This window comes from Pseudomonas sp. S4_EA_1b (assembly GCF_016307435.1).
Classification (GTDB): domain Bacteria; phylum Pseudomonadota; class Gammaproteobacteria; order Pseudomonadales; family Pseudomonadaceae; genus Aquipseudomonas; species Aquipseudomonas rhodesiae.
The window spans coordinates 1-21,238 of record NZ_JAEILC010000049.1 but is presented as its reverse complement, the minus strand read 5'-3'; the positions used below and the strand labels follow the sequence as shown (position 1 = coordinate 21,238).

At 58.6% G+C, this 21,238-nt stretch carries 15 protein-coding genes; 11 read left to right on the top strand and 4 right to left on the bottom strand.

Going from position 1 to position 21,238, the window contains the following annotated elements; translation table 11 throughout:
• Window positions 1-53: 53 nt before the first annotated feature.
• From YA0848_RS17605 to YA0848_RS17595, 3 genes are all read right to left on the bottom strand, one after another.
• On the bottom strand, window positions 54-1,778 hold the full coding sequence (locus YA0848_RS17605) for an ABC transporter ATP-binding protein/permease (protein ID WP_034111746.1): 1,725 nt from the start codon (window positions 1,776-1,778) through the stop codon (window positions 54-56).
• A gap of 100 nt (window positions 1,779-1,878) precedes the next feature.
• Entirely contained in the window at window positions 1,879-2,439 is a 561-nt protein-coding gene (locus YA0848_RS17600) for a response regulator transcription factor (protein WP_003171731.1), read from the bottom strand.
• Complete coding sequence (locus YA0848_RS17595; RefSeq protein WP_034095868.1) at window positions 2,432-3,694, bottom strand: ATP-binding protein; 1,263 nt, start codon at window positions 3,692-3,694, stop codon at window positions 2,432-2,434. Before YA0848_RS17595 ends, YA0848_RS17600 begins: the two co-directional genes overlap by 8 nt.
• Before the next feature lie 204 nt (window positions 3,695-3,898).
• Between YA0848_RS17595 and YA0848_RS17590 the strand changes: the two genes are divergently transcribed.
• The 11 genes from YA0848_RS17590 to YA0848_RS17540 all read left to right on the top strand — a co-directional run bounded on the left by YA0848_RS17590 (window position 3,899) and on the right by YA0848_RS17540 (window position 20,687).
• A complete protein-coding gene (locus YA0848_RS17590) occupies window positions 3,899-4,609 on the top strand; it encodes an SIMPL domain-containing protein (RefSeq protein ID WP_034111744.1) in 711 nt (236 codons plus the stop codon).
• A 766-nt stretch (window positions 4,610-5,375) separates the two neighbouring features.
• Window positions 5,376-7,973, top strand: a complete 2,598-nt coding sequence (locus tag YA0848_RS17585) for a hypothetical protein (protein WP_236238625.1) — start codon at window positions 5,376-5,378, stop codon at window positions 7,971-7,973.
• Between the two features lie 110 nt (window positions 7,974-8,083).
• Window positions 8,084-9,685 (top strand): ABC transporter substrate-binding protein, encoded by a 1,602-nt coding sequence (locus tag YA0848_RS17580; protein ID WP_184315967.1) that lies wholly within the window; start codon window positions 8,084-8,086, stop codon window positions 9,683-9,685.
• 258 nt (window positions 9,686-9,943) lie between these two features.
• A complete protein-coding gene (locus tag YA0848_RS17575) occupies window positions 9,944-11,572 on the top strand; it encodes an ABC transporter substrate-binding protein (RefSeq protein WP_169902824.1) in 1,629 nt (542 codons plus the stop codon).
• Between the two features lie 364 nt (window positions 11,573-11,936).
• Window positions 11,937-13,481: an ABC transporter substrate-binding protein gene (locus YA0848_RS17570; protein ID WP_371918485.1), complete on the top strand. Its 1,545-nt coding sequence runs from the start codon at window positions 11,937-11,939 to the stop codon at window positions 13,479-13,481.
• A 170-nt stretch (window positions 13,482-13,651) separates the two neighbouring features.
• Window positions 13,652-15,049 carry an OprD family outer membrane porin gene (locus tag YA0848_RS17565; RefSeq protein ID WP_034136956.1) on the top strand — a complete coding sequence of 466 codons (1,398 nt, stop codon included), beginning with the start codon at window positions 13,652-13,654 and terminating at the stop codon, window positions 15,047-15,049.
• Window positions 15,050-15,129: 80 nt separating this feature from the next.
• On the top strand, window positions 15,130-16,728 hold the full coding sequence (locus tag YA0848_RS17560; RefSeq protein ID WP_034136955.1) for an ABC transporter substrate-binding protein: 1,599 nt from the start codon (window positions 15,130-15,132) through the stop codon (window positions 16,726-16,728).
• 76 nt (window positions 16,729-16,804) lie between these two features.
• Window positions 16,805-17,815 carry an ABC transporter permease subunit gene (locus tag YA0848_RS17555; protein WP_034095861.1) on the top strand — a complete coding sequence of 337 codons (1,011 nt, stop codon included), beginning with the start codon at window positions 16,805-16,807 and terminating at the stop codon, window positions 17,813-17,815.
• Window positions 17,816-17,825: 10 nt separating this feature from the next.
• The gene (locus YA0848_RS17550) at window positions 17,826-18,737 is read left to right on the top strand and encodes an ABC transporter permease subunit (RefSeq protein WP_010213191.1); all 912 of its coding nucleotides are present in this window, start codon (window positions 17,826-17,828) and stop codon (window positions 18,735-18,737) included.
• A 10-nt stretch (window positions 18,738-18,747) separates the two neighbouring features.
• Window positions 18,748-19,716: an ABC transporter ATP-binding protein gene (locus tag YA0848_RS17545; protein WP_034095860.1), complete on the top strand. Its 969-nt coding sequence runs from the start codon at window positions 18,748-18,750 to the stop codon at window positions 19,714-19,716.
• A complete protein-coding gene (locus YA0848_RS17540; RefSeq protein ID WP_169902826.1) occupies window positions 19,716-20,687 on the top strand; it encodes a peptide ABC transporter ATP-binding protein in 972 nt (323 codons plus the stop codon). The genes YA0848_RS17545 and YA0848_RS17540 overlap by 1 nt, the downstream gene beginning before the upstream one ends.
• Window positions 20,688-20,774: 87 nt before the next feature.
• Here YA0848_RS17540 and YA0848_RS17535 read toward each other — a convergent pair whose 3' ends face one another.
• Window positions 20,775-21,020 carry a hypothetical protein gene (locus YA0848_RS17535; RefSeq protein WP_034095858.1) on the bottom strand — a complete coding sequence of 82 codons (246 nt, stop codon included), beginning with the start codon at window positions 21,018-21,020 and terminating at the stop codon, window positions 20,775-20,777.
• Between the last annotated feature and the right edge of the window lie 218 nt (window positions 21,021-21,238).

Below are 21,238 nucleotides of genomic sequence, written 5' to 3'. Positions count from 1 at the left end.
ATCGATGATCAACCGGGCTTTTTGTTGGGCCTCGTTTTTCGGAATAGTGGGCTTCAGGCCACGGGTTGTTCTTGAAGCCAACCGCCTTCGATCCGCACATGCCGGCCATGGAAGCGCTTGAGGCTGCTGCGATGGCCGACGCTGACGATGCTCAGCCCCGGCAGTTCATCGATCAATGCTTGATACAGCGTGGCCTCATCCTCTTCGTCCATCGCCGATGTGGCTTCGTCCATGTACAGCCATTGCGGTGCATACAGCAACGCGCGGGCGAAGGCCACGCGCTGCTGCTCGCCCGGTGAAAGCATGCGCTGCCAGTGGTTGGGCTCATCCAGACGGTCCACCAGATGCGGCAAGCGGCAGGTTTGCAAGACCTGTGCATAACGTTGCGCCGAATAGACGCCGTCGTCCTGTGGGTAACTCAACGCAGCCTTCAACGTGCCGATGGGCAGGTAAGGCTTTTGCGGCAGGAACAAGTAACGCTTGGCCGGCAGGCGAATGCTGCCGTGGCCGGCCGGCCACAAATGCCCCATCGCGCGCAGCAAGGTACTTTTACCGCTACCGGAGCGGCCGCTGAGCATCACACGCTGGCCCGGTTCGACCACCATGTTCGCATCGGTCAGCAGATGGCGGCCGTCCGCCAGGTTCATGCCCAACCCTTGCACCACAAGGCGCTCCCCCTCCGCGCTGACGTCAATGGCTGCCGGGCGCTGCTCGTTTTCACTCATGGCCTGCTGGAAGCTCAACAGACGATCGCTGGTGGCGCGCCAGCTGGCCAGCTCGGTGTACGCGCTGATAAACCAGCTGAAGTTATCCTGCACGTTGCCGAACGCCGAATTGATTTGCATCAGCTCGCCTAGCTCGATCTTGCCGGTGAAGTAACGCGGCGCGGCGACGATGAAGGGAAAGATGATTGCGATCTGGCTGTAGCCGGCGGTGAAAAACGTCAAGCGCTTGGACACCTTCATAATGTCCCAGAAGTTATGCCAAACCTTGCTGAAGCGTTCGCTCAAACGCTGATTCTCGTTCGGTTCGCCGTTGTACAGGGCAATGCTCTCGGCATTCTCGCGCACACGCACCATGGAAAAACGCAGGTCCGCCTCGAAGCGCTGTTGCTGATTGCTCAAGCCGATCAAGCGTCGTCCGATCAGGTGGGTGAGCCAACTGCCGACGGCGGCATACAACAATGCACACCAGAACATATAACCAGGGATGGTGACGCCGAACACATCGATACTGCCCGAAACACCCCACAGGATGATCGAGAATGACACCAGGCTCACGACATTACGCAACAGCCCGAGCCCCAGGCTCAAGGTGCCGGTGGTGAAACTGTTGAGGTCTTCGGAAATCCGCTGGTCCGGGTTATCGGTGTAACCGCCCTGCTCCAGTTGGTAGTAGTTTTTGTGGGCAAGCCAGCGCGCAAAGTGCTTTTCGGTGAGCCAGGCGCGCCAGCGGATGGTCAGCATCTGGGTCAGGTACAAGCGATACACCGCGCCCAGGATCGCCACGGCGGCAATCGCACCGAAATAACCGATCAATTGCCAAAAGGCGGCCGTGTCCTTCTTTTCGAGGGCGTTGTAGAAGTCCTTGTACCAATGGTTGATCCACACCGAGATCGCTACGCTGAACAGCGAAAGGCCGATCACCGCCACCAACAACAACCAGGCCTTGCCCTTCTCTTCACTGCGCCAATAGGGCGTGATCATTGCCCAGGTTCGGCGAAAGAATTGCCCACGGACCGCGTCATTGACCGCGGAGTACTCAGCGTTCTGATTCATCGTTCAGGCTCGGTAGGAAAAACATCACAGGCGTTTGAGCCGATCATAGGCGATCGGTTCAGGACGTCCTACAAGCTGAAGCGATTCGTTCAGTCGGGGTTCAGCGCCGTACCGGACGCTTCTGCAGCTTGCGCTGCAATGTCCGGCGATGCATGCCCAGAGCACGGGCGGTGGCGGAGATATTGCCTTCATGCTCGGTGAGTACGCGCTGGATATGCTCCCACTGCAAGCGGTCCACCGACATCGGGTTTTCCGGCACCAGGGTGTCGAGGTCGGCATGTTCGGACAGTAACGCGGCGAGCACGTCGTCGGCGTCCGCCGGCTTGCACAGGTAATTGCAGGCACCGCGCTTGATAGCCTCGACCGCCGTGGCGATGCTGGAGTAACCGGTGAGAATGACCACGCGCATTTCCGGGTCCAATTCCAGCAATTTGGGCAGCAGCACCAAGCCGGAGTCGCCGTCCATTTTCAGGTCGAGCGCGGCGTAGTCCGGCAGGTCGGCCTGGGCGATGGTCAGGCCCTCTTCGGCGGAACCGGCGGTGCTTACGCGAAAACCGCGACGGCTCATGGCGCGCGCCATCACGCGGGTAAATGTGGCGTCGTCATCTACCAGCAGCAGGTGCGGCAGTTCTTCGCCTTCGACTTGGATCTCATCACTCATCGATATCTCCTCGTGCGACACGGGGCAGGCGCAGCTCGGTGAGCGTGCCGCCGTCCTCATGACTATAGAGCTTCACTGAGCCACCGGCGCGGGTCACGCTGGCCTTGCTCAAAAACAGACCGAGGCCGAAGCCCTTGCCCTTGGTGGTAAAAAACGGTTTGCCGATCTGCTCGGCAATGGCCAACGGCACGCCCGCGCCGTGGTCGCGAATGCTGATGGTGAGGTTTTCCGTGTCCCAGTCCAACTGCACTTCGAGGCCTTCGGGGCAGGCATCAGCGGCATTGTTCAACAGGTTGAGCAGCGCCTGGGTCAAGTCCGGCGGCGGCGCCATGCGCGGCACCGGGCCCTGGCCCAGTAGATGGAATCGGTAACTGGCCTCGGGGCGCATCAGGTGCCAACGGTTCAGGGCTTCGTCGAGCCACTGGGTCACGTCCTGCATCTCCACCGCCAGGCGGCGGTTGGCTTCGGCGGCGCGTACCAGTTGCTGCAAGGTTTGCTTGCACTGCTTGACCTGTTCGCGCAGCACGCCGAGATCCTCTTGCAGCGCCGGGTCGTGATGGTCCTGGGTCATCTCGTTAAGCAGCACGCTCATGGTCGCCAGCGGCGTACCTAATTCGTGAGCCGCGCCGGCCGCTTGAGTGGCCACGGCCAGCAATTGCTGGTCGCGCAAGCCTTCTTCACGGCGAATGGCGCGCAGTTCTTCCTGCCGGCGCAGTTCTTCGGCCATGCGCGCGGCAAAGAAAGTGATCACGGCGGCCGACAGGGCAAAGCTCAGCCACATCCCGTATATCTGCAGATTTTCCCGAGCGATAGGGAACGTCTGCAACGGATAGAACTGAGCCAGCAACAGGGTATAGAGGGTCAGCGCGATCCCGGACAGCACCACCGAGTAGCGCCACGGCAAGGTCACGGCGGCGATGGTCAGAGGCACCAGGTAATACGAAACGAAGGGGTTGGTGGAACCGCCGGAGAAGTAAAGCAACACACTGTGGATAAACAGGTCGCAAGCCAGTTGCAGGGCGTACTCCAGCTCGGTCACCGGCCAGGTGGTGCGCAGCCGGATGGCGGTAAACACACAGAGCACGGTGGAAAAACCCAAGGTCACGCCCAGTTGCAGCCACGGCAGCGGCAGCAGATCGAACCAATAGGCAAGCCCGACCGAGCCGGCCTGAGCGGCCAGTACCAGGATGCGTATGAACGTCAGGCGCCAGAGGTTCTGGCGTGTGGCGGAAGTCAGTTTTACGGCGGCGAGCATGAGCTCTCCCGATGAGTGCTGCAGGCAGATCGGCAGGAGTATAAACGAAGCAGACCGGCTGGCACGGCGTGTGTGGCTCTTTGACGCAGGCACACTGAATGACCGTTCGTCGCCCACACGACAACCTGTAGGGAATGTGTAAACCCGAAGAACCCGACATCAACGTCTACAGTCATATCCACAGGATCAACCCAAGGAGCTTTTATGTCTCGTTTCATTCGCAGCGCCGCCGTTCTAACCCTTAGCGCCAGCACCCTGGCCAGCCTTTCGGCGATGGCGGCCGATGAACTGCACTACAACCAGATCTCCCTGCGCGCGGAGGCCAGCCAGGAAGTAGCCCGCGACAAGATGATCGTGACCCTTTACACCGAAGCTCAAAACGCCGACCCCGCCAAACTCGCAGCCGACATCACCACTACCTTGAACACAGCGTTGGGCCAAGCCCGCGAAGTCAAGGCCGTCACTCTGCGTCAAGGCAGTCGTAACAGCTACCCGATCTACGACGACAAGAACCAGAAAATCACCGGCTGGCGCGAGCGCGCCGAGCTGCGCCTGGAAAGTGCGGATTTCCCGGCGCTGTCCAAACTGACGGGCGAGTTGCTGAACACCCTGAAAATGGACAGCATGAACTTCGCCATCGCCGACGCCACCCGCAAGGCCAGCGAAGACGCTCTGCTCAAGGACGCGGTCGTGGCGTTCAAAGCGCGCGCGCAACTGGTCACCGATGCGCTAGGTGGCAAGGGCTACAAAATCGTCAACCTGAACTTCAACACCAATGGTTATCCACAACCCTACGAACGAGGCGGGATGATGATGAAAGCCGCGGCGATGGATTCGGCTCCGACGCCGCAAGTCGAGGCCGGTACCAGCCAGGTCAACATGAGCGCAGATGGAGTGATCGAAGTCTTGCAGTAACTGTTGCAATCCACAAAAACGGCCCAGCCTGATAGCTGGGCCGTTTTTTTGGCCTGCCGTTTTATCCATGGCATATCGTTCAGCGAACACGCCAGACAAACCCTCCGTCAATAAACTCAGCGTTATTAAACAAGCTGATGAGCAGCGCAGCTCACACCCAGAACCCAGTAGGCCTTTACTTATATTGTCAGGCTAACATCACTGCCCATCCATAAAAGTTGAACCACTCCTCTACGCGCCGCCACATAGTTAAGCGAGGCTGAATCCAACTCAGCGGCCAGTTGATCGACCACCCTCAAAGGAGTTTTTCATGCCACTCGCTATTCCAGCACAGAGCACCTGAAGCACAAACGCAAAACACTTCAGTGAAGAAATTAAATCCAAGGACAGGGTCACCAAGCACCGTCAGGAGAGCGGTGCAACGTCTATGTCTGACAGACAGGCATAGAGGCAACTTTATTCGAGCGCTCATAGGGATGATGGGATTGCGAAAGTGAATCCAATGAAGACGACAGAACATGTGATCTGACCCAGCCTCAAGATACTCGCAGTTGATAAAGCAGCCGGCACACCGATGCCATCACGCCCCCACGAATAAAGTGAGCCTTTAATGAACATACAGTCAGTTGTGAGTCCACCGACCGTACACAGGCCTCATGCCCCTGCAATCAGCCCCCCGTCCTCTCAACGCACGACCAGCGAGCAAGACAAAAGCCGCTCATCGCAAGCGCCAGGTCCAGCCACGGCCAGTCATCCTGAAACAACCGTGCAAGAAAACGTGATTTATGGCTTCAGTGCTGTCTCTGCGCCTTCGGCTGGCTACACCCTGAAAGAGCGCGAGCAGCGCATCAAAGACTATTCCGTTCGCGTTCAGATGCTGCTTGGAAATATACCCAGTATTCGCCCAGGTGAAAGCAGCGTCAGGTTCCAGAACGCCCGCATGTTCATGGAGCCCGCAGGCTACTTCAGCGGTGGTTTATTGGCCGCCGGATACGACCCGCACGAACAATTCACAGTGACGTTCTCTGCCTATACGGGAAAGGGAAAGCCGGAAACCCTGATCAGCACATCGCAGCGCACCTACTTCGCATGGGAAATTGCCGCGGGTGCTTTAGCACACGATAGAGTCCAACGGGGCGGTCCCATCAACTTCAACTTTATGGAAATAGCGTCGAAGGATCAGAGCAAGATCAACGACCTGGAGACGGTGGGTAGAAGCCTGCAAAACCATTGGGAAAATGAAGTTTCAAAACCTATGCGCGACCCTTCCGGCCCCTTGGCAGCCATCTCCGGAGAAGCGGATGCCTATGCTGTAAAAGGCACCTTGCAAAGCCTGCGCAATAACACGGAAAGCTTTCAAAAACTGAGCCATGCAGGACAACAAGCGGTAGCGCGTACGCTGGATAAAAACTCGCAGGTCATCATTCCAAATGTGTATGGCTATCCAATGTCCGGGTATGCCTTTATTCCCTACACTCCTTACGATGGAAATTATGAACACCGGCCCAACCAGGGATTAATGATCGATATCAAGAATGGTTCCGTCCGCGAGCTACATGGCGATGCAGACTTTGCGCGTTGGGCCAAAGACAACTACTCCACTTTACTGAATCGTTTTAATACCGGAGATACGCAAGGCGGCAAGGATGCCCACTGGCCCAGTGCGAAGTATGTGCTCGATACGCTGATCTCAGGTGAAAAGGCTTACTTCCCCGGATACCACAACTTGCTCTCGGATGAGCAAATACCGGCTGCGCAACTATTCAACTACACACGCGCCCGCGGTGGCGATTACCAGTTGAAGTTTGGCAATTTGAACAACGGCGTTGCCTCCCACTATCAGGCGGTCAATGCCAAGAATGCGTTATGGTCCGATCAGACGGAAGTATTCGGCTCCTCACAGCAAGACTGGAAGTCCGCGAAAGACTTTTGGGGCAATACGTTCGGCTACGTCCCCATCATTGGTAACACCGGCAATATTGTATTCGGCGTCCACGATGCCCTCGATGGGATGACGGCAGAAGATCGTGTGGGAGGCGGTGCGGCCGCGGTCCTCTCAGGCCTGCAATTGGCCCATGAAATTGCTCCAGTCGCTGTAGAAGCCGGGCTGGGTGACGTCCTCAAAGGCGGTGGCCTTCCGAGCGCGAGAAATTACGCATGGAAGAAAAACCCGCAGACAAACGACTTTGAACTCGTCTACACATCCAAGCCCAAAACGAATACCGGTAAAATCGTTGTTCCGGATGAGACACCGCCCGGCAACCGGCTGCGCCCCAGCCAAGCGGGACAAATCAGCCAGCACGCGGTACCGGATGGAGAGCACTTGATTGAAAACACTGTCCCCAACGCCAAGGGCATTTATCAGATCAAGGATGCAAGCACAGGCGCCGACCGCTGGTTGATCCGCTACACCGACGCAACAGGCATCAAAAAGGTGTACGAGATCCGAGGGGACTTCAAGCTGAGCAACAATTACGTGCAGATTATTGACCCCGAAACCAGACGGCCTGTGATGACCGTCCACTCTTCGGGCAATGGCGAATGGACACCGGCCAAAGGAAGCGGAGGTATCCGCTGGCCCTGGACGCGCGACCAGTCACCCACCCCCAGCGATGACCCGAAGTCCCCACCTTCCTTTGCCAGTCATTTCCGCGATTACACAGGCAGCCCCATGAAAGGTTCCGAAAGAGTCGATGAATTCTTGAAACCCAACGCGGGAACCCACTACGACTTCGCCATTTCCAATTTTGAGGCTGAAGAAGGCCAGCCCAAAACAAACTTCAAGGTTCTATGGAATGTCGACGAGACTGAGTTTTCCGTTGGCGCGGGTGAAAAGGCGCAGCCCACGGAGCACAGCCCCAACGAATACTCACCCAACTTTGTTTTGGATATAAACCGCAACCCCTACACCGTCACCACAACAGAAAATGGACTGACCAAAACCCTGCGACTGGATGCCACGGCGAACTCGGCCGAAGGTATCAGGCAAGCGCGGCTCAGTCAGTTTGAGAGCGCCATTCCGGATGACGACCTGCGTGCACGCATTTCCGAAGTCGCCCATCAAGGCTCAATAGCCCCCGCCACCATTGAGTTGAACGGCGGTTCGGTATTGCAGGATGGCTACTACTTTGGCGCTGACGACACCCAGTTTCACATCTATCACGACCGGTCCAACAATCTAACGAAAGTCGAGATCACGTCCAAAGGGCACCTCTCCAATCCGGAAAACGATGTCAACCGCGTTCCGGGGGTGGAAGTGACCATCAAGAGAACTTTCACGATCCGGGAAGGCAATGAACTGGATAGTATGTTCACGATCGACAAAGATGCGCCCACTCAAATCGAAGTAGCGGTCGCCGGGTAGTCGAAGTGTCGCCACACAGCCCACTTACCTGATCCCCCGAACGGCGGTAACCTCGGTCACCGCCGTTACGCTTGAGCAGCGTTCATACGCCTGCCACTTCAGGGGTCTACATGGAAAGAATCGCCTTAAAACCGCTCGTCCTCGCCGCCGGCCTGCTGGCCTTTATGCCGATGGTCCAGGCCGCCAGCACTCTGGTCTATTGCTCCGAAGCCAGCCCCGCCGGGTTCGACCCTAGCCAATACACCAGTGGCACCGACTTTGATGCGTCCGCCGAAACCGTGTTCAATCGCCTGACCCAGTTCAAGCGTGGCGGCACTGAGGTCGAGCCTGGGTTAGCGACCCGCTGGGAGGTATCCAACGACGGCCTGACCTACACCTTCCACCTGCGAGAAGGCGTCAAGTTCCACACCACTGACTTCTTCAAACCCACTCGTGATTTCAACGCGGATGACGTGCTATTCACCTTCAACCGCCTGTTGGACGCCGAAACCCCGTTCCGCAAGGCCTATCCTTCCGAGTCGCCGTACTTCACCGACATGGGTCTGAACACCACGATCAAAAGCGTCGACAAACTCGACGAGCACACCGTGCGCTTCAGCCTGAACAACGTCGACGCCGCGTTCGTGCAGAACCTGGCCATGAGCTTTGCCTCCGTGCAATCGGCCGAGTACGCGGGCCAGTTGTTGAAAGACGGCAAGGCCGAAGATATCAACCAGAAGCCGGTGGGCACCGGGCCGTTCGTGTTCAAGCGTTATCAGAAGGACTCGCAGATTCGCTACGTGGCCAATAAACAGTATTGGAAACCCGAGGATGTGAAGCTCGACAACCTGGTCTTCGCGATTACCCCCGACGCCGCTTCGCGCCTGCAAAAACTCAAGGCCGGCGAATGCCAGGTCAGCGGCTATCCGCGCCCTGCCGACATTGAGGTGATGAAACAGGACCCGAACCTGCGCGTGCTGCAACAAGCCGGTTTCAACCTGGGCTTCCTGGCCTACAACGTGACGCATCCGCCATTGGATCAGTTGAAAGTGCGCCAGGCTCTGGACATGGCCATCGACAAGCAGGCGATTATCAAAGCGGTGTATCAAGGTGCCGGACAATTGGCGCAGAACGCGCTGCCACCGGCCCAGTGGTCTTATGACCCATCGCTGAAGGACGCGCCCTACGACCCGGTCAAAGCCAAGGCGCTACTAAAAGAAGCAGGGGTTGCACCCGGCACCACCCTCAACCTGTGGGCGATGACCGTACAACGCGCATCCAACCCGAACGCGCGCATGTCGGCCCAGATGATTCAACAGGATTGGGCCAAGGTGGGCATCAACGCCAATATCGTCAGCTACGAATGGGGCGAGTACATCAAACGGGCCAAAAATGGCGAGCACGACGCGATGATTTACGGCTGGACCGGCGATAACGGCGACCCGGATAACTGGCTCGGCGTGCTCTACAGTTGTGCCGCGGTCAAGGGCAGCAACTACGCCAAATGGTGTAACCCGGCGTACGACAAACTGGTGCAGCAGGCCAAAGTGAGCAACGACCGCGCGCAGCGCATCAAGTGGTATCAACAGGCACAAAAAATTCTTAAGGAACAAGTACCTATAACGCCTATTGCGAACTCGACGGTTTTCCAACCTCTGCGCAAAGAAGTCAAAGACTTCAAAATCAGCCCCTTTGGGCTCACGCCCTTTTATGGCGTGAGTCTGGAGAAGTAACAGTGACGCCCCAATCGAGTGCGCTAGACGCCTCGGTTGGCCTTTCTTGGTGCAAGCCGCGCACCGAAAAAACCCTCAAAACAGGCGCAAATATGTCAAAACTTTCATAATTGCGACATTCCTGTACGCTCGTACCACTCTTTGCGTCTTGCAACAGCTCAACGTCTTGCATTGGGTATGGCGCCTGCATAAGTATCGGCAGGCCGACTCACGAGGTCGCCCTCACCACCAAAAATGACAACAAATCATGAGGCCAACATGCTTAAACACGCAGTCCTTCCGTTATTAGTGAGCGCGGGCCTTATGGCCGCGGCCCCATTCGCCCATGCGGCGACTAACCTGGTGTTCTGCTCCGAAGGGAGCCCGGCCGGTTTCGATCCAGGCCAGTACACCACCGGAACAGACTTCGATGCTTCGGCCGAGACCATGTTCAACCGTCTGAGCCAGTTCGAACGCGGCGGCACCGCCGTGGTACCTGGCCTGGCCACCAGTTGGGACGTCTCCCCGGATGGCCTGACCTACACCTTCCATCTGCGCGAAGGCGTCAAGTTCCACACCACCCCGTACTTCAAGCCCACTCGTGAATTCTCGGCTGACGACGTACTGTTCACCTTCAATCGGATGATCAACAAAGACGATCCATTCCGTAAGGCCTACCCCACCGAGTTCCCGTATTTCACGGACATGGGGATGGACACCAACATCAAGAATATCGAGAAAGTCGATGACCACACCGTCAAGTTCACCCTTGGCACCGTGGACGCGGCATTCATCCAGAACCTGGCCATGAGCTTCGCGTCGATCCAGTCGGCGGAATACGCGGCCCAGCTGCTGAAAGAAGGCAAGCCTGCGGACATCAACCAGAAGCCGATCGGTACTGGCCCGTTCGTGTTCAAGAGCTACCAGAAAGACTCCAACATCCGTTACACCGGCAACAAGGATTACTGGAAGCCTGAAGACGTGAAGATCGACAACCTGATCTTCGCCATCACCACCGACCCGTCGGTGCGTATCCAGAAGCTCAAGAAAAACGAATGCCAGATCACCTTGTTCCCACGTCCGGCCGACCTCAAGGCGCTGGGCGAAGACAAGGACCTGAAACTGCCGCACCAGGCTGGTTTCAACCTGGGCTACGTGGCCTACAACGTCATGGACAAAGTCAAAGGCAGCGACCAGCCCAACCCGCTGGCTGACCTGCGCGTACGCCAGGCACTGGACATGTCGGTGAACAAGCAGCAGATCATCGACTCCGTCTACCAGGGCGCAGGCCAACTGGCCGTCAACGCCATGCCGCCGACCCAGTGGTCCTATGACACCACCATCAAGGACGCCAAGTACGACCCTGAGAAAGCCAAGGCGCTGCTCAAGGAAGCCGGCGTCAAGGAAGGGACCGAGATCGTGCTGTGGGCCATGCCGGTTCAGCGTCCGTACAACCCGAACGCTAAACTGATGGCAGAAATGCTGCAGAACGATTGGTCGAAGATCGGCCTGAAGGTCAAGATCACCAGCTACGAGTGGGGCGAGTACATCAAGCGCTCCAAAGGCGGCGAGAACCAGGCCATGATCATTGGCTGGAGCGGCGACAATGGTGACCCGGACAACTGGCTGAACGTGCTGTTCGGCTGCGATTCGCTGGCCGGTAACAACTTCTCCAAGTGGTGTGACAAGAAATTCGACGGCATCGTGAAAGAGGCCAAGGCCACTTCCGACGTCTCTAAACGCACCGAGCTGTACAAGCAGGCGCAACATATCCTCAAAGATGCAGTCCCGATGACACCTATCGCGCACTCGACGGTGTATCAACCCATGCGTAACACCGTACAGGACTTCAAGATCAGCCCGTTTGGCTTGAACTCCTTCTATGGCGTGAGCGTAAGCGGCAAGTAAGAACCAGTGACGGCGACGTTTCATAACGTCGCCGTTATTGCATCCGCCAGACCAGTAGGAAACAGACCACGCTCGCATCCGTTGCGTCCTACAGCAACGAACTGCGGTCCGCGACTCCGTTGCCTACAAGGTCAATCCGATTTGGCGCATTTACTGCGAACTCCGCGACCCATAACGTCGTAGGACAGCAGCGGTAGCTATATGGGAAAGGCACTTGCTGTGCGTGGGATCAGTGATGTCTCCCAGTCCGAAAGGCTGGGCGATTGCTCGCTGATGACAACTACAAACAAGGATCGGGATCGTCATGCGCCATACCACCGTTCTATCCGCAATTTTTGGCACCAGCCTGCTGGCTGTGGCCACGATGGGCCAAGCCGCCGACAAGAAGAGCCTGGTGTTCTGCTCCGAAGGCAGCCCCGCAGGGTTCGATACAGCGCAGTACACCACCGCCACCGACAACGACGCGGCCGAGCCGCTGTACAACCGCTTGGTCGAGTTCGAGAAAGGCGCCACCAACGTAGTACCTGGGTTGGCGACCAAGTGGGATATTTCAGAAGATGGCCTGACCTACACCTTCCATCTGCGTGAAGGGGTGAAATTTCACAGCAACAAGGAGTTCAAGCCGACGCGGGACTTCAATGCCGACGACGTGCTGTTCACCTTCAACCGCATGCTTGACCCGGATCATCCGTTCCGCAAGGCCTACCCCACCGAGTTTCCGTACTTCAACGGGATGAGCCTGAACAAGAACATCGCCAAGGTCGAGAAAACCGACCCGTATACCGTAGTGATGACCCTGAACACGGTGGACGCTGCGTTCGTGCAAAACATCGCCATGAGCTTCGCCTCGATTCTGTCGGCCGAATACGCCGAGCAATTGCTCAAAGAAGGCAAGCCCAGCGACATCAACCAGAAGCCGATCGGCACCGGGCCGTTCGTATTCCAGCGTTACCAGAAAGACTCGCAGATCCGTTACGTGGCCAACAAACAATACTGGGACCCGAGCCGCGTGAAGCTCGACCAGTTGATTTTCGCCATCAACACCGATGCCTCGGTGCGCGTGCAAAAACTCAAGGCCGGCGAATGCCAAGTAACCCTGCACCCGCGTCCGGCGGACGTCGATGCGCTCAAGGCCGACCCGAACCTTCAATTGCTGACCAAACCGGGTTTCAACCTCGGTTACATCGCCTACAACGTGCGTCACAAGCCCTTCGACCAACTTGAAGTGCGCCAGGCGCTGGACATGGCGGTGAACAAGCAAAGCATCCTCAATGCCGTGTACCAGGGCGCCGGGCAACTGGCGGTCAACGCAATGCCGCCGACCCAATGGTCCTACGACGACACCATCAAAGACGCCGCCTACAACCCGGAAAAAGCCAAGGAACTGCTCAAGGCCGCCGGCGTGAAGGAAGGCACCGAGATCACCCTGTGGGCGATGCCGGTGCAACGGCCGTACAACCCCAACGCCAAGCTGATGGCCGAGATGCTGCAAAGCGACTGGGCCAAGATCGGCCTCAAGGTCAAGATCGTCAGCTACGAGTGGGGCGAATACATCAAGCGCACCAAGAACGGTGAGCACGATGTCAGCCTGATTGGCTGGACCGGCGACAACGGTGACCCGGACAACTGGCTGGGCACCCTCTACAGCTGCGACGCCATCGGTGGGAACAACTACTCGATGTGGTGTGACCCGGCGTACGACAAGCTGATCAAGCAAGCCAAGGTCGTAACCGACCGTGAACAAAGGACTGTTCTTTACAAACAGGCGCAGCAACTGCTCAAGCAGCAGGTGCCGATCACGCCCGTCGCCCACTCGACGGTCAACCAGCCGTTAAGCGTCAAAGTCGAAGGGTTCAAAGTCAGCCCCTTCGGCCGCAACGTGTTCTCGGGCGTCAGTATTACCCCATAAGAAAATAACCGGATTGCGCAGGGCGAAAGCTGCCCTGCTGCAAACGTGCAGCCTTTTATTGGGATTTTTCCTACGGCAAACGTTTGCAACAGCTTGAACGAGTTACACACCAATAGCCGGTTCACCTAAAAAGACCGGCATAAAAAAAGAGAACCAAAGGAGCTCCACCCATGAAACTGAGCAGCAAAGTGCTTCTGGCTATGGCCATCAGCAGCATCACGGCCACCGCCTACGCAGAACCGGCCAGCCAGGACTTCGTTCCGACGACATTGGCCGGCACCAGCGCGCAAAGCGAAGCCAAAGGCTTTATCGAAGATTTCAGCCTGGGCGGCACCACGCGTAACTGGTACTCCCATGAAAGCAAATACCGTGGCGGCACCTTCTCCTACGAGAAACACGGCGAAACTCGCACCGACCGCAACCGTACCAACTGGGTGCAGGGCACTATCCTTAACGCAAGCTCGGGGTTCACCCAGGGCACTGTCGGTGTCAAGACAGAAGTAGCGGTTTACAACGCGCTGGTCTTGGATCGCAGCAAGCGTGACATCAAGGGCGGCTCCAACCGTACCCTGGCCGACTCCGACGGCAACGCCGTAGATCAGTGGAGCAAACTGGGCCTGGCCAACGTGCAGTTCCGCGTGTCCAACACCACTTTGACCGCAGGTCGCCAGAACTTCAGCAGCGGCATCGTCGACACCATCGGCAACCGTGCTTTGCCATCGAGCTTCGAAGGTGTGAGCTTCAATAGCGAAGAGTTCAGCAACCTGTCGTTCCAGGGCGGTATCTTCGATCGCGTTTCGCCACGTACCGAACAAAGCCTGTCGAAATTCCGTAGCGAATACGGCAACGGCACCCAGGAAACCGACAAAGTATCGACCCTGGGCGTGAACTACCAGCCGCTGAAAAGCCTGAAAACCAGCTTCTTCGCCGCCAACGTGAAGGACTTCTGGAACCAGTACTACTTCGGTGCAACCCACGAATTGGGCGACACTTCGCAACTGGGGCTGACTACCGGCTTCAACTACTACAAGACTGTCGATGAAGGCAAAAAAGAGATGGGGGAAATCGACAACGATACCTTCTCCCTGTCCTTGGGCCTGACTCACCAGGCACACAGCCTGACCTTCGCTTACCAGCAAGTGAACGGTAACGAGTACTTCGACTACCTGCACGAAACCAACGGCATCTACCTGGCCAACTCCCTGACCTCGGACTTCAACGGCCCGAACGAGAAGTCTTTCCAGGTCGCCTACGCCATCAACATGGCGGAGTACGGTGTACCAGGCTTGAAATTCAACGCCTACTCGGCTCGCGGCTGGGGTATCGACGGTACTCACTACACCGGTAACAACGGCCGGGCCAAGTTCGCCTACGACGGCATCCAGTCCCAAGACGGCGAGAAGCATCAGGAATACGGTGTAGGCGCCTCTTACGCCCTGCAAAGCGGCCCACTCAAAGCCACGACCGTGCGCGCGACTTATGTGGAGCACCGTGGCAGCGAGTTCCAGGCGGACGGCAGCATCAAAGAGTTCCGTCTGGTCACCACCATCCCATTCAACATTCTTTAATTAGCACCAGGCAGACGGCAGGCTCAGGAAGAGCCTGCCGTCTACGCTTGTCTGGTCCCATCGATTGCAGAGGGCTCTGAATGAAAATGCTCCCGCTACAAGCTGCCGTTGCCGCCGCGCTATTGAGCGCAGCTATCGGCGTATCGGCCAAACCCCTGGTGGTCTGCACCGAAGCCAGCCCGGAGGGTTTTGACCCGGTCCTGTACACCACCGCCGTCACCGCGGACGCCGCGGCCGAAACCGTGTTCAACCGTCTGGTGGATTTCAAGCCCGGTACTACCGAAGTGGTTCCCGCGCTGGCCAAGGACCTGCCGGAAATCAGCGCCGATGGCCTGACCTACACCTTCCACCTGCGTGAAGACATCAAGTTCCACACCACCGATTACTTCAAACCCACGCGCAACCTGAATGCCGACGACGTGCTCTGGAGCTTCAAGCGCCAGCTGGACCCGAATCACCCGTGGCATAACAAGTCCACCGTGGGCTACCCGTACTTCGAGAGCATGGGCTTCAAAGAACTGCTCAAGAGCGTAGAGAAAACCGACGATCACACCGTCGTCTTTACCCTGACCCGTCCTGAAGCACCATTCCTGGCCGACCTGGCCATGGCGTTCTCCTCGATTCACTCCGCCGAATACGCCGACCAGTTGCTCAAGTCCGGCAAGACCGATGAGCTGAACAGCAAGCCGATCGGCACCGGCCCGTTCATCTTCACCCGCTACGCCAAGGACGCCCAGGTGCGCTTCAAGGCCAACCCGGAGTACTTCCGTGGCAAGCCGCCGGCCGATCCGCTGATCCTGGCGATCACCACCGACAACAACGTGCGCCTGCAAAAGCTCAAGGCCAACGAATGTCAGATCGCGCTGTATCCCAAGCCCGACGACGTGCCGAGCGTGAAGGCCGACCCAAACCTGAAAGTGGCGGAATTGGCGGCGATGACCACCGCGTACACCGCCCTGAACACCACCCACAAGTACATGAGCGACGCGCGGGTGCGCCACGCGATCAATATCGCGTTCGACAAGAAAGGCTACAACGAATCCCTCTATGGCAAAGGCAACGCCATCGACGCCACCGGCCCGTATCCACCAACCCTGCTGGGCTTCAACAATAAGTTGAAGAACCCTGAGCGCGACCTGGACAAGGCCCGCGCCCTGCTCAAGGAAGCTGGCGTACCGGAAGGCACCGAGTTCACCCTGTTCACCCGTAACGGCGGCGGCCCGACCAACCCCAACCCGATGCTCGGCGCCCAGCGCATGCAGGCAGACCTGGCGCAGATCGGCCTGAAAGTGAACATCAAAGTCATGGAATGGGGCGAGATGCTCAAGCGCGCCAAAGCTGGCGAGCATGACATGGTGTCCGCGGGCTGGGCCGGCGATAACGGCGACCCGGATAACTTCCTCACGCCGAACCTGAGTTGCGATGCTGCGAAAAACGGCGAAAACTACGCCCGCTGGTGTAACAAAGAGTTTCAGGCTTTGATCGACAAGGCCCGCGCTGACGCTGAACCCGCTGAGCGCGCTGCACTCTATGAACAAGCCCTGGATGTTTTCGAGAAAGACCAACCGTGGATTCCCATGGCCTACCCGAAAATGTTTACCGCCATGCGCAAGAACGTCGAAGGCTTTACCCAAAGCCCTCTGACGACTAATAACTTCGCCACCACCCAGGTGAAGTAAATAAGAAAAACGCTCGGCACCGTCGACATGGGCGGTGCCGAACCTGCCTAACCGGCTGATTGAGGTACACCACAAGATGTTTAGTTTTATTGCCCGCCGACTGGGGTTATTGATCCCCACGTTCTTCGGCATCACGTTGCTGACGTTTGCGTTGATACGCATGATTCCCGGCGACCCCGTAGAAGTCATGATGGGCGAACGCCGCGTCGACCCCGAGATGCACGCACAGGCAATGGAACGCCTTGGCCTTAACAAGCCGCTGTATGCGCAATACCTGGACTATGTCGGCAAGCTCGCCCAGGGCGATCTTGGTGAGTCCCTGCGCACCCGTACCAGCGTGTGGACCGAGTTCACCGCCCTCTTCCCCGCGACCCTGGAACTGTCCATGGCCGCCCTGTTGTTCGCCGGCGTCCTGGGCCTGTTGGCCGGGGTAATCGCGGCACTCAAGCGAGGATCCCTGTTCGACCACGGGGTGATGGGCATCTCCCTGGCGGGCTATTCGATGCCGATCTTCTGGTGGGGCCTGATCCTGATCATGTTCTTCTCGGTGAGCCTGGGCTGGACCCCGGTTTCCGGGCGCATCGACCTGCTCTACGACATCGAGCCGCGCACCGGCTTCATGCTGATCGACACGCTGCTGGCTGACGAGCCGGACGCGTTCTTCGACGCCCTGCACCACCTGATCCTGCCGGCCATCGTGCTCGGCACCATTCCGCTGGCGGTGATCGCGCGGATGACCCGTTCGTCGATGCTCGAAGTGCTGCGCGAAGACTACATCCGCACCGCCAAGGCCAAGGGCCTGTCGCCGACACGCGTGGTGTTCGTGCACGGCCTGCGCAACGCGCTGATCCCGGTATTGACCGTAGTGGGCCTGCAAGTCGGCACCCTGCTGGCCGGCGCTGTGCTGACCGAAACCATCTTCTCCTGGCCCGGCATCGGTAAATGGCTGATCGAAGCCATTGGCGCGCGGGACTACCCGGTGGTGCAGAACGGCATCCTGCTGATCGCCTGCCTGGTGATCCTGGTGAACTTCGTGGTGGATATCCTCTACGGCTTCGCCAACCCACGCATCCGTCACCAGCGCTGAGATCATGACCATGACCACACCTACTCCAGTGTCAGCAGTCGATCAAAGCCTGCTGTACCCGTCCCCGTACAAAGAATTCTGGCAAGCCTTTTCCAAAAACAAAGGCGCGGTTGCCGGCCTGCTGTTTATGTTGCTGATCGTGTTCTGCGCGATCTTCGCCCCGTGGGTCGCGCCCCATAACCCCAGCGAGCAATACCGCGACTTCCTGCTCACCCCGCCGGCGTGGCTGGAAGGCGGGCAGATGCAGTTTCTGTTGGGCACCGACGAACTGGGCCGTGACCTGCTCTCGCGCCTGATCCAGGGTTCGCGCCTGTCGCTGCTGATCGGTTTGTCGTCGGTGGTGATGTCGCTGATCCCGGGCATCCTGCTGGGTCTGTTCGCCGGGTTCTTCCCGCGTCTGCTGGGCCCGACCATCATGCGCCTGATGGACATCATGCTGGCCCTGCCGTCGCTGCTGCTGGCCGTGGCCATCGTTGCCATCCTCGGCCCTGGCCTGATCAACACCGTGATCGCTATCGCCATCGTGTCGCTGCCGTCCTACGTGCGTCTGACCCGTGCTGCGGTGATGGGCGAGTTGAACCGTGACTACGTGACTGCCGCGCGCCTGGCCGGTGCCGGTCTGCCGCGCCTGATGTTCATCACTGTGCTGCCCAACTGCATGGCGCCGCTGATCGTGCAGGCCACCTTGAGTTTCTCCTCGGCGATCCTCGATGCCGCGGCGCTGGGCTTCCTCGGCCTTGGCGTACAACCGCCGACCCCGGAGTGGGGCACCATGCTGGCTTCGGCCCGTGACTACATCGAACGCGCCTGGTGGGTGGTGAGCCTGCCTGGTTTGACCATTTTGCTCAGCGTGCTGGCAATCAACTTGATGGGTGACGGCCTGCGCGATGCGCTGGACCCGAAACTCAAGAACGCCGCCTGAGGAGATTCCCATGTCACTGTTAGAAATCAAGAATCTCAACGTACGCTTCGGCGACGCAACCGCCGTGCCGGTGGTCGACGGCCTCGACCTGTCCGTGGACAAGGGCGAAGTACTGGCCATCGTGGGCGAGTCGGGTTCGGGGAAATCCGTGACCATGATGGCGCTGATGGGCCTGATCGAGCATCCCGGCATCGTCACCGCCGATGCGCTGACCTTCGACGGCAAGGACATGCTCAAGCTGAGCAGCCGTCAACGTCGCCAGATCGTCGGCAAAGACCTGGCGATGGTGTTCCAGGACCCGATGACCGCGCTGAACCCCAGCTACACCGTGGGTTTCCAGATTGAAGAAGTGCTGCGCCTGCACCTGAAAATGTCCGGCAAACAAGCACGCAAGCGCGCGATCGAATTGTTGGAAAAAGTTGAGATCCCAGGCGCCGCCAGCCGTATGGACGCCTATCCGCACCAACTGTCCGGCGGTATGAGCCAGCGCGTAGCCATCGCCATGGCAATTGCCGGCGAGCCGAAACTGCTGATCGCCGACGAACCGACCACCGCGTTGGACGTGACCATCCAGGCGCAGATCATGGACCTGCTGCTGGCCCTGCAAAAAGAGCAGAACATGGGCCTGGTGCTGATCACCCACGACCTCGCCGTGGTGGCCGAAACCGCCCAGCGCGTGTGCGTGATGTATGCCGGCCAAGCCGTGGAAGTTGGCCAGGTGCCGCAACTGTTTGATATTCCCGCGCACCCTTATAGCGAAGCGCTGCTCAAGGCGATCCCCGAGCACAGCCTGGGCGCCACCCGCCTGGCCACGTTGCCTGGCATCGTGCCCGGCCGCTACGACCGCCCGCAGGGTTGCCTGCTGTCGCCGCGCTGCCCGTATGTGCAGGAATCCTGCCGTGCCCAGCGCCCGGGCCTCGATCCTAAAACCAACAGCCTCGCGCGCTGCTTCTACCCCTTGAACCAGGAGGTGGCGTAATGACCGTCGTTCTTACCGCCCGCGACCTGACCCGTCACTACGAAGTGTCCCGTGGCCTGTTCAAGGGCCACGCCACCGTGCGGGCCCTCAATGGTGTGTCGTTCGAGCTGGAAGCCGGCAAGACCCTCGCCGTGGTCGGCGAGTCGGGTTGCGGCAAGTCCACCCTCGCCCGCGCACTCACGCTGATTGAAGAACCGTCTTCGGGCTCGCTGAAAATCGCCGGCCAGGAAGTTGCCGGTGCCGACAAGGCCCAGCGCAAGCAATTGCGCAAAGACGTGCAGATGGTGTTCCAGAGCCCGTATGCCTCGCTGAACCCACGGCAGAAAGTCGGCGACCAACTGGGCGAGCCGCTGCTGATCAACACCAACCTGTCCGCCGCCGAACGCCGCGAGAAAGTGCAGGCAATGATGAAGCAAGTGGGCCTGCGCCCCGAGCATTATCAGCGCTACCCGCACATGTTCTCCGGCGGCCAACGCCAGCGGATTGCATTGGCTCGGGCGATGATGCTGCAACCCAAAGTGCTGGTTGCGGATGAGCCGACCTCGGCGCTCGACGTGTCGATCCAGGCCCAGGTGCTCAATCTGTTCATGGATCTGCAGCAGGAATTCAACACGGCCTACGTGTTCATTTCCCACAACCTGGCGGTGGTGCAACACGTTGCCGACGATGTGATGGTGATGTACCTCGGTCGCCCGGTGGAAGTCGGCCCGAAGGAAGACATTTACGCGCGCCCGCTGCACCCCTACACCCAGGCGCTGCTGTCGGCCACACCGACCATTCATCCGGATCCGAACAAACCGAAGATCAAAATCGTCGGCGAGTTGCCCAACCCCTTGAACCCGCCGCCGGGTTGCGCGTTCCACAAGCGCTGCCCGTACGCCACCGAGCGTTGCAGCACCGAGGAGCCGCAATTGCGAGCGTTGGATAACCGTCAGGTGGCTTGCCACTACGCGGAACAATTCGTCGCCTGAGCGCGCCGGACCGATCAGTAGCAGAGTTTCACAGCCCTTCCCATCAGGTTGCGCATCAGCCTGGCGGGAGGGGCTTTCTTTTTGCGGCTATTGGTCGCCATCGTCATAGGTTTCGCTGTCTTCCCCTTCGTTGTAGGGGTTTTCTGCGTCCTCTTTGGGAGCCGGTTGGGCCTGGGGTTGCCAGCTGCCGGAATTGACCTCTTTCTGCTTTTTCTTGGTGACCGGGCCGGTGTCTTTCCACTGAGGCGTGCCTGCGTCAGCCAGTGCCGGGAGGGTCGTCAGCCACAGGCAGGCCAGCAACAGCAGGGATATGGCGCGTTGAGCCTTTCGCACGGTGGTCTCCTTTGCAGTCGGTGGTTAAACGCTAGACCGGATGCCGGATTCTCGCCAATCTAACGCCTGGTGGAAAAAATGTGGGAGAGGTCTTGCCCCCGATGGCTGTGTGTCAGCCAGTACATTCAGGGCTGACACACTGCTATCGGGGGCAAGCCCCCTCCCACATCTGGGCCAAGATGTGCTGGCAAATTCGCCACAATTTGGCCCGCCAACAG

Bases quoted from the DNA above. Each gene is read 5' to 3' on its own strand.
- YA0848_RS17605 (WP_034111746.1), bottom strand. From the start codon at position 1,778: ATGAATCAGAACGCTGAGTACTCCGCGGTCAATGACGCGGTCCGTGGG.
- YA0848_RS17600 (WP_003171731.1), bottom strand. From the start codon at position 2,439: ATGAGTGATGAGATCCAAGTCGAAGGCGAAGAACTGCCGCACCTGCTG.
- YA0848_RS17595 (WP_034095868.1), bottom strand. From the start codon at position 3,694: ATGCTCGCCGCCGTAAAACTGACTTCCGCCACACGCCAGAACCTCTGG.
- YA0848_RS17590 (WP_034111744.1), top strand. From the start codon at position 3,899: ATGTCTCGTTTCATTCGCAGCGCCGCCGTTCTAACCCTTAGCGCCAGC.
- YA0848_RS17580 (WP_184315967.1), top strand. From the start codon at position 8,084: ATGGAAAGAATCGCCTTAAAACCGCTCGTCCTCGCCGCCGGCCTGCTG.
- YA0848_RS17575 (WP_169902824.1), top strand. From the start codon at position 9,944: ATGCTTAAACACGCAGTCCTTCCGTTATTAGTGAGCGCGGGCCTTATG.
- YA0848_RS17570 (WP_371918485.1), top strand. From the start codon at position 11,937: ATGGGCCAAGCCGCCGACAAGAAGAGCCTGGTGTTCTGCTCCGAAGGC.
- YA0848_RS17565 (WP_034136956.1), top strand. From the start codon at position 13,652: ATGAAACTGAGCAGCAAAGTGCTTCTGGCTATGGCCATCAGCAGCATC.
- YA0848_RS17560 (WP_034136955.1), top strand. From the start codon at position 15,130: ATGAAAATGCTCCCGCTACAAGCTGCCGTTGCCGCCGCGCTATTGAGC.
- YA0848_RS17555 (WP_034095861.1), top strand. From the start codon at position 16,805: ATGTTTAGTTTTATTGCCCGCCGACTGGGGTTATTGATCCCCACGTTC.
- YA0848_RS17550 (WP_010213191.1), top strand. From the start codon at position 17,826: ATGACCACACCTACTCCAGTGTCAGCAGTCGATCAAAGCCTGCTGTAC.
- YA0848_RS17545 (WP_034095860.1), top strand. From the start codon at position 18,748: ATGTCACTGTTAGAAATCAAGAATCTCAACGTACGCTTCGGCGACGCA.
- YA0848_RS17540 (WP_169902826.1), top strand. From the start codon at position 19,716: ATGACCGTCGTTCTTACCGCCCGCGACCTGACCCGTCACTACGAAGTG.